We start from the raw sequence: 7,993 nt of genomic DNA, 5'->3' as shown, positions 1-7,993 counted from the left end.
GCCGCCGCCGCCGCCGCCCGCACCCGCGGCGCCGCCGTTGCCGTTGACGCCGGCGCCGCCCGTGCCGCCGACGGCACGCAGGAAGCCCGTGACGGTGATGTTGCCCTGCGACGCGATGATGATGACGCCGCCGCCGCCGCCGCCGGGGCCGGGAATATCGGTCGCGCCGCCGGGGTTGATGCCGGAACTGCCGTTCGCGTTGATCGCGCCGCCGGCGGAGACCGTGACGGTGCCGCGGGCCGCGATCGTGAGGCTGCCGCCGCCTTCGCCGCCCGTTACCGTGCCGAGGGAGACATTGCGGTCACCGGCGCCGCCGGCCGCCGGCAAGGTTGGACGCAGCTGCGAGGCTTGCAGCATGCCGAGCCCGATACCGCCGTGGATCTGACCGGCCGCCGCGAGCGCGACGCCCTGGTTCGGCGCACCGTTGCCGCTGTCCGTCGATCCCGAGGCGACGATGATGGTGCCGGTGCCGGCGACGCTGACGTTGCCGGTCGCGCGCAGCACCGTGCCGCTGGGCACGATCAGCGTGCCGGAAATGGTGATGTCGGTGAACTGCAGGGCGGCCTTGCCCTGGCCGAGCAGGCTGTTGAAGCCGCTCACCGTCGTGAGATCCACCGTGTTGCCGAACGGCACGTTGTAGGCGCCGCTGCTGCCGTCGCCGTAGAAGCCGATCGCGCCGCTGACACCCTGCGGTCCCTGCGCGCCCTGTGGTCCCTGTGTGCCCTGAGGTCCCTGCGGTCCGGTCGGGCCGATGTCGCCTTGAGGGCCCGTCGCGCCGGTCGGGCCGGTGTTGCCGGTCGCGCCCGTAGCGCCGGTCGAACCCGTCGGGCCCGCAGCGCCTTGCAGCCCGGTGGCACCGGCCGGCCCGGTCGGGCCGATGTCGCCTTGCAGTCCGGTCGCGCCGGTCGGTCCGGTCAGGCCCTGTGTTCCGGTCGCGCCGGTCGGACCCGTTGCGCCGATCTGACCCGGCGCACCGGTGGCGCCGGTGGCTCCGGTCGCACCCGTCGCGCCGGTGGCTCCGGTCGCCCCCGTCGCTCCGGGATTGCCGCTCAACGCGTACTGCGCCACCGGTGCCGCGGAGACCGGCTGCCGCGGATTCAGCGGCTGGCCGTCCACGGTGATCTGGAGCCAGCGCTGCTGGCCGTCGAACGCGCCCGGGAAGGCCAGGTCGATCGTGAACAGGCCGTCGAGTACCGGATAGGCATTCGCGGTCACGGTGCTGCCGACCTGCAGGCCGCCCGTAGCGGCGTCGAACAGCGCGAACGTCAGGTCGCGCGTGCCGGTCACCGGCTGGTTGTTGAACTTGAGCTGGCCCTGGTACGTGAAGCTCTGCCCTTGCGGGGCGGCCTGGGCGGCGGAAACGGCCAAGGCGCTGGCAATGAGTGCGCCGAGCAGGCAGCGACGTAGCGAAATCATGGTGCGGTCCCCTGAAAACCATCGGTGAAAATGCGATCCGAAACCAGCGGCGCGGCGACCCAGAAACCGCCCGTGAGCTGATAGCCGCCGCCGTCGGAATAGCCCGGCGACGGCTGGCCGACGGTGCCGGCCAGCGATGTGCCGGCGGCACTGGAAACGCCGCCGCCGCCGCTGATGGCCTGCCAGTCGATCTGAAAATCCGCGAGCGCGGCCGCGGCCGGCAGCGACAGCAGCAGCGCGGCGGCCCGGCGAACGCGCGGCCTCATCGGGCCGCCTCGCCGGGCGGCAATGAAGTCAGGTGCATGGATTCCCCCTGAGGAATGATGTGAATGGCGCGGCACGGTTTCCGACACGCCGCGAATCGCCGTCCATCGCGGTATCGCGGAGCCGGGACCGTACCGGTGCGCCGAGGAGTATCGGAGCGGTCGGATCGTTGCAGCCGGTTCGTCGCGGTTGCAAGGCCCGGGAGTTGCGGAAAGCGCGCCGGATTCGTGCGGCGCCGTTGCGCAGCGGCCGACCGGCAATTGCCGGTGCGCGGATCGTCCGCTGTGCGTGCGTCAACGAATCCGGTTTCGCTGTTCGCGAACGACGGCATGCACAGCTCCTTGGGCAGGCCGCAGATTTCGGCACGTCGTGTAGTTGCGCAATTCGGGGCGCGCAGCTATCAGTCGTACGCGATCGGATTCACGCCGTGCGAACCGGTGTGCCGGATGTCGGACCTGGTCGACACGGCGGGTCAGCGGAGCGGACGTCGGCGGGGCGGTTCCGTGCCGACCATCGTCCGGACAGCGTCTCGCCGGCGCAGGTCGGCGTGAGCGCGCTGCACATTCCGCCGGTCCGTGCGCGGAAGAGCGGCCAGCCCGTGTCTTCTTCTGGCTTCGACAGGCTCAGCGGCGCACATCCACGTGCCGGACGAACGCGCCGATCAGCGCGGCGCATTCGGCCGCATGCGTCTCGAGCAGGAAATGCGGACCGTCGAGGATGTGCGCCTCCAGGCGCGGCAGCGCCTTCATCCAGGAAAGCGTCTCGGCCAGATCGAAGAAACGGTCGTGCCGTCCCCAGAGCATCAGCGCCGCCGGCTGCCAGCGTTCGAGGTATTCGGCGATTTCCCCGAAGCGTGCGACGTGGTTGCGGTAGTCGAGCACGAGCGCGCGCTGCGTTTCGAGCCGGCCCGGGAGCAGCAGGATGCGCCAGTCTTCTTCCCAGCGCCGCGGATCGATGCGCCCGGCGATGTCGGGCGGCACGCCGTCGACGTACTGGCCGCGCGTGCCCGCAAACGTCAGGTGCGCCGTCGCTTCGGCTTCGCGCGCCGGCGTCGGGTCGTCCCAGAACGCGCGCGTCGCGGCCCAGGGCGCGCCCATGCCGCTCTCGTGAGCGTTCGCGTTCTGGATGACGAGGCTGCGTATCCGCTGCGGCGCCCGGGTCGCGAGATGGAGCCCCGCCGCGGCGCCGTAGTCGTGCAGGTAAATATGGAACGATTCGACACCGAGCTGCGCGAGCAGCGCCTCGAGCCGGTCGGCGAAGTGCGAGAACGACGGCCGGTCGATCGGCTCGGAATCCCCGAAGCCCGGCAGGTCCGGCGCGACCACGAAACAGTCGCGCGCGAGCAGAGCGATCACGTCGCGGAACATCGCCGACGAGCTCGGAAACCCGTGGAGCAGAAGCAGCGCCGGGTTCTGCGGTTCGCCGGCGAGGCGGACCGCCATTCCGGCACCCTCGATCTCGAGCGTCGTCGACTGCGGAAGGTCTTTCTGCGGACGGTTCATCGCACGGGCTCCGTCGATCCGGCGCGGACGGCAGGCCGGCGGCGCAGCAATCCTGACGGAAGCGATGGTGCGGACCTGCGCTGGCCGAGGCAAACGCGGCCGTGGCGAAGCGATCACGACTTTGCGCGTACCGATCCGCCGGAAGACGATCGCTCGATCGGCTTCAACGGGGTCGATCGCGGGATCGCTGCGCTTTCCCCCATCGTCTTCGCGCCGTATCGCCGCGCGCGTTCGCCGCACAGGGGCGCGTGTGCCGAACCGTCGAAGCGCGTCCGGTCCGCCGCGCGCGGCTCGCCGCTGAGCGGGCGGAGGCTATTCGACCACGCGCAGCGGCTTGGAAGGCAGCGCCGCCACGACATGACCGTCTTTCTCGAACGCAGAGACGGCTGCGGGGACGTCGGTTTCCTTGATCAGGAGGTGATCGCCGTCGAAGGTCGAAACCACGAAAACCCCGATGCCTGCATCGGCGAGGATCGTCGTGACCGAGGCGACGATGCCGGTTTCGTCGAACGCGAACGGACCGACGAGTTTCAGGCACGACCAGCCGGCGGAGCACGTCGCGTCCGCCGGCGCCAGGTCTTGCCGGCAGACGATCGACAGTTCGTCGTCGGTTCTGGCGATGCAGAAGAAATCGCCGGACGTCGCCCAGCCGGGAATGGGCGCGTCCGGCTCGAAGCGGAGAACCGCAAACCGGCCCGGCAGCACGTGAAAGGTCAAGGATCGCAGGCGGCTTTTCATGGGGGATCCGTCGAAGGCGGTCGCAGGCCCGACGCGCAAACGGGGGCTGCTGCACAGTGCGATCGATCTTATCCGCTGCACGAGCCGGAGCGGCCGGCCAGATCGATCGGGGCGACGTGAACGAGCCGGAGACCGCCGTGTCCGAAGCGAAGTGGCGAGCAAACGGAGCGCTCGAAAACCGGCTCGTAAGAGCGCATGACGCGTACGAGCGGTTCCCGGAAAGAACCGGAGAGGTCGGATCGTTGTGTCCCGATACGTGCACCGGCCGCGGCCGGCGCGCCGTTTCCTCCGCGTGCGACCGTCTATTTCAACGCCTTCTGCGCATCGGCGATCGTCACGCCCTGCATCTGGCCGAGCAGGCCGTCGAACCACGGCTTGTGCGAGCTGCCGACGATGGACAGCACGCGCGCACCGGGTCGTTCGCGGAACGCGGCGCGGATGTTCGCGACCATGCGCAGGTTGCGCGCTTCCCAGCCGCCGACGTAGTAGCGGCCGTAGTGCTGCGGCGACGGGTCGGCCATGGCCAGTGCGAAATCGTTCTCGATGGCCGTGCGCAACACGTCGGGCCGGTTGGCGAAGCGATACAGCGCGAGCATGTCGTCGTCCTGAGACAGCGCGTCCTGGCGCGCGCGATTCGCCTTGGCCTGCTTGCTCGCCCGGCTCCAGGCCGCAGTGACGGCTTCGCCGTACGCCTTCTCGTCGTCGATCTGCACGTTGTCGCCGGTGTGATCGTCCACTGTATGCACGCGCGCCAGACCGAGTCGCGCCGCAAGCCGCGCGGCGATGCTGTAGCTCTCGTTGTTGCTGCCGGACAGTTTCTGCAGCCGCGCCACGAGCGCCGCGTCGAGGCCGTCGCCGGCGTGCTGTTCGTCGCCCGGCAGCTGCAACCATTGCACGAGCGCCGACGGGTGCTCGCCGGCGGCCAGGAACACGGCCGCGAGACGGCGGCGCTGCGCCGCGGTCGGCTGCGCCGGCCAGGCGCGCAAGGTCTTCGTGTACTCGGCGATCGCCGCCGGCACATCCAGCCCCGTCGCTGTCTTCGCCGGTCCGGTGTCGACGCAGTACGAGGACAGCTCTTCGGCGGGATACACGCTCGGATGACGTGCGGTCAGGTCGCACTGTTCGCCGCTGAGGTTCTCGACGGTGATGATGTCCGGCTTGAACGCCGCGAGCCGGTCGAGCACCGGCTGCAACGGCTCGGCCAGCGGTCGCTTGATTTCCGACAGATGCGGCGTGCCGAGCACCAGCACCGTCGAGCGCGGCCCGGACATTTTTCCGTCGAGGACCGGCAGCGGTCCCCGCGCCTGCGCGCCGAACGCAGAAAGGGCCAGGAATCCACCGAGTAGCGTGTAGCGCAAACGCATGCCGTGCTCCGAATCGCGAGGAAAGAGTGCGTTACGGATGCGCCGGAGCGGGCCGGGGTTTAAACGCGGACCGGCGGATGCGAGCCGGCATCTTCTTGCACGACGGAGAAAAGAGTCTTGCCCGTCGACGGCGAGCGGGCCGGCGGCCGTTCGACCAGGCGGCTCGCCTCGTGAGAACGCGTGTTCGTCCGGCCATCGGCGAAGCTGCCAGTCGCTCGCGGCAGGCGCCTGGCGGAGACGGCAACGGCGGCGAGCGCAATGCGTCGATCACGCCTTTTCCGTCGCGGCCGGCGTCGGCGCGAACGTTCGCGTCAGTCGACGATCCACACGGAGTAGAAGTCGTTCTGGTCGCTGTTCGTCTCGTCGGTCAGCGCGCTCAGGGTGATCGTATGCTGGCCGAAGTCGAGGTTCGCGCTGAAGAACTGCGTCGGCAGGGTCATGTGCATCGATGTGTTGTTGAAATACATCGGCACGTCGCCGAGCTTGGTGCCGTCGAGGTAGACGGTGACGCCGCCGACGGCGCCCGCGAACTTGCTCCAGCAGGTGCCGGAAAAGGCGATGGTCACGTCGCCACTGATGGGCGTTTCGAACGGCAACTTCAGCGGCAGCGGACCCCGCTGGTTTGCGCGATGGAGAACGTCACGGCAATCCTTCTGCGAGAGGTGCGGTGGTCGGATGGGCGGATGCCCGTGGAGCCGCCGGCGGACGGCAACGGGTGATTCGCCGTAGTCGGTTCCTGCCGGCGTGCCGGAAGCCCTAGCGCACGGGAATCGTGGATGTCCGGATTCACCGCCTTCGCGGCGATCGTCGCGATCACTGTCCTGTTCGGCCGTCGGCTGATTCGCCTCGCGGCGAAAGTCCCGATTCGCGGCTCGATTCCCGGTCCGCCTGATGGGCGGGCGCCCCGATTCACGCTATTTCACGGCGCACGTATACTGCTTTCCGCCGAATCCTCAGGGGGGAATTCGATGAGTACCCGTACAGCGCGCGACCGGTCGCGGTCGCGTATCGGCGCATTCGTGTTCGTCGTGCTCGCGGCGGTGATGATCGCTTCGCCGTCGTCGGACGGCCGCGCCGGCACCTCCACCTACAGCATCGACCTCCACCGCATCGGCGCCGGCGGCGGCTCGCTGCGCAACGCCTGCTATCGATTGAGCGGCAGCGTCGGCCAGCCGGCGCCGGGCTATTCGAGCGGCGCGACGTTGTCGGTCGACGCCGGCTTCTGGCCCGCCGTCGCCATCGATCAACCCGACCAACTGTTCTTCAGCGGCTTCGAGGGGTGCTGATCATGAAGAAGCGTCATCTGTCCGCGCTGCTCGCCGCAGCGCTGTTCTGCTGCGCGTCGCACGATGCGTTCGCCGCGCCGTTCGCGCCGCAGTCGTCGGCATTCACCTACCAGGGCCGGCTCAACGCGAGCGGCGGCCTCGCCAACGGCACTTACGTCTTCACGTTCACGCTCTACGACGCCGAGACCGGCGGCGGGCAGGTGGCCGGCAGCACGCCGATCCAGCAGTCGATCCAGGTCGTCGACGGCCTGTTCACGACCGATCTCGATTTCGGCCCGGTATTCAACGGCACCCAGTGCTGGCTCGAGATCAAGGTCGGCACCACGATAGCGAACCAGGAAATACTGAGCGGCCGTCAGCCGATCGCGGCGACGCCGGTCGCGCAGTATTCGCTGAATCCGGGACCTGCCGGTCCGACCGGCGCCACGGGTCCGCAGGGCGTTACCGGCGCGACGGGTGCGCAGGGCGCTACCGGTTCGACAGGATCGCAGGGACCGACCGGCTTGACCGGCCCGCAAGGTCTGCAAGGCGTGCAGGGCGCGATGGGACCGCAGGGGCTCACGGGCGCAACGGGTGCAACGGGCGCGACGGGTGCGCAGGGCGTTGCCGGTCCGACAGGGCCGCAGGGTTCTGTCGGACCGACCGGCCCGCAAGGTCCGCAGGGTGTGCAAGGCGTTCAGGGCGCGCAAGGCGCACAAGGCGCGATGGGACCGCAAGGGCCTACAGGCACGACCGGCGCTACGGGCGCGACCGGATTGAGCGGGGCGCAGGGGCCTGCCGGCCCGACGGGAGCCCAGGGACCGGCCGGTGTGGCGAATCTCTACGGCGACGGCTCCGACGGCGCCGGCACCTTCGCTACGGTCGACTGGACCAGCGCGCCGCCGGCGAGCACCCTGCAGTTCACCAGCCTCACCGTCAACGGCGTCCTGACCGTGCCGAGCGGTCTCGTCATCCGCGCGACCGGCAACGTCGTCATCAACGGGCAGATCAAGGTCGTGACGAATGCGTCGGCCGGTGCCGGCATCGCCGGTTCCGACGCCGTGCTCGGCAACAACAGCGTCGGTGCCGGCGGCACCGCAACGAGTCCGCTGTTCGCCCGTCTCGTGGTCACGCCGGGACCGGTCGGCGGCGGCGTGGGGCCGTACAAGAACAGCGGCGTGTCGACGCCGGCCGGCGGCGGCGGCACAGTCGTCATCGTCGCGGCCGGGTCGATCACGATCACATCCGGCGGTTCGATCACGGCCGACGGCGCGTCGGGCTTCGCCGCGGTGGCGACCACGAGCAACGGCGGCGGCGGCGGTGGCGGCGGCGTCATCGTGCTGGCCTCGAAAACCTCGATCACGAACAGCGGCACGATCAGCGCGGCCGGCGGCAAGGGCGCCGACGCGCTCGGCGGCGCGTCCGGCAGCGCGGCCTCGGGCGG

The 7,993-nt window shown here is 69.9% G+C and carries 6 protein-coding genes and 2 pseudogenes; 2 read left to right on the top strand and 6 right to left on the bottom strand.

Features of this window, described 5'->3' with window-relative positions; all coding sequences use genetic code 11:
* The 6 genes and pseudogenes from NON22_RS24850 to NON22_RS16810 form a co-directional block, all read right to left on the bottom strand.
* Positions 1–1,416 (bottom strand): annotated as a pseudogene (locus NON22_RS24850) (hypothetical protein); the annotation flags it as partial.
* Positions 1,413–1,769 carry a hypothetical protein gene (locus NON22_RS16830; RefSeq protein ID WP_257388104.1) on the bottom strand — a complete coding sequence of 119 codons (357 nt, stop codon included), beginning with the start codon at positions 1,767–1,769 and terminating at the stop codon, positions 1,413–1,415. The gene NON22_RS16830 and the pseudogene NON22_RS24850, both read right to left, overlap by 4 nt.
* Before the next feature lie 534 nt (positions 1,770–2,303).
* The gene (locus tag NON22_RS16825; RefSeq protein ID WP_257388103.1) at positions 2,304–3,182 is read right to left on the bottom strand and encodes an alpha/beta fold hydrolase; all 879 of its coding nucleotides are present in this window, start codon (positions 3,180–3,182) and stop codon (positions 2,304–2,306) included.
* Positions 3,183–3,494: 312 nt separating this feature from the next.
* The gene (locus NON22_RS16820) at positions 3,495–3,920 is read right to left on the bottom strand and encodes an ACT domain-containing protein (protein ID WP_257388102.1); all 426 of its coding nucleotides are present in this window, start codon (positions 3,918–3,920) and stop codon (positions 3,495–3,497) included.
* 302 nt (positions 3,921–4,222) lie between these two features.
* The gene (locus NON22_RS16815; RefSeq protein ID WP_257388101.1) at positions 4,223–5,284 is read right to left on the bottom strand and encodes a DUF5694 domain-containing protein; all 1,062 of its coding nucleotides are present in this window, start codon (positions 5,282–5,284) and stop codon (positions 4,223–4,225) included.
* A 311-nt stretch (positions 5,285–5,595) separates the two neighbouring features.
* A complete protein-coding gene (locus NON22_RS16810) occupies positions 5,596–5,850 on the bottom strand; it encodes a hypothetical protein (RefSeq protein WP_257388100.1) in 255 nt (84 codons plus the stop codon).
* A 210-nt stretch (positions 5,851–6,060) separates the two neighbouring features.
* Between NON22_RS16810 and NON22_RS16805 the strand changes: the two genes are divergently transcribed.
* Both NON22_RS16805 and NON22_RS24845 read left to right on the top strand, forming a co-directional pair.
* Positions 6,061–6,570 carry a hypothetical protein gene (locus NON22_RS16805; protein WP_257388099.1) on the top strand — a complete coding sequence of 170 codons (510 nt, stop codon included), beginning with the start codon at positions 6,061–6,063 and terminating at the stop codon, positions 6,568–6,570.
* 2 nt (positions 6,571–6,572) lie between these two features.
* A pseudogene (locus NON22_RS24845) lies at positions 6,573–7,993 on the top strand (hypothetical protein); the annotation flags it as partial.

Origin of the sequence: Tahibacter caeni (assembly GCF_024609805.1) — a bacterium.
GTDB lineage: Bacteria > Pseudomonadota > Gammaproteobacteria > Xanthomonadales > Rhodanobacteraceae > Tahibacter > Tahibacter caeni.
This window is presented reverse-complemented; position numbering and strand designations above follow the sequence as displayed.

Excerpts from the sequence above, each read along its gene's own strand:
- NON22_RS16820 (WP_257388102.1), bottom strand. The coding sequence starts at position 3,920 with ATGAAAAGCCGCCTGCGATCCTTGACCTTTCACGTGCTGCCGGGCCGG.
- NON22_RS16825 (WP_257388103.1), bottom strand. The coding sequence starts at position 3,182 with ATGAACCGTCCGCAGAAAGACCTTCCGCAGTCGACGACGCTCGAGATC.
- NON22_RS16805 (WP_257388099.1), top strand. The coding sequence starts at position 6,061 with ATGTCCGGATTCACCGCCTTCGCGGCGATCGTCGCGATCACTGTCCTG.
- NON22_RS16815 (WP_257388101.1), bottom strand. The coding sequence starts at position 5,284 with ATGCGTTTGCGCTACACGCTACTCGGTGGATTCCTGGCCCTTTCTGCG.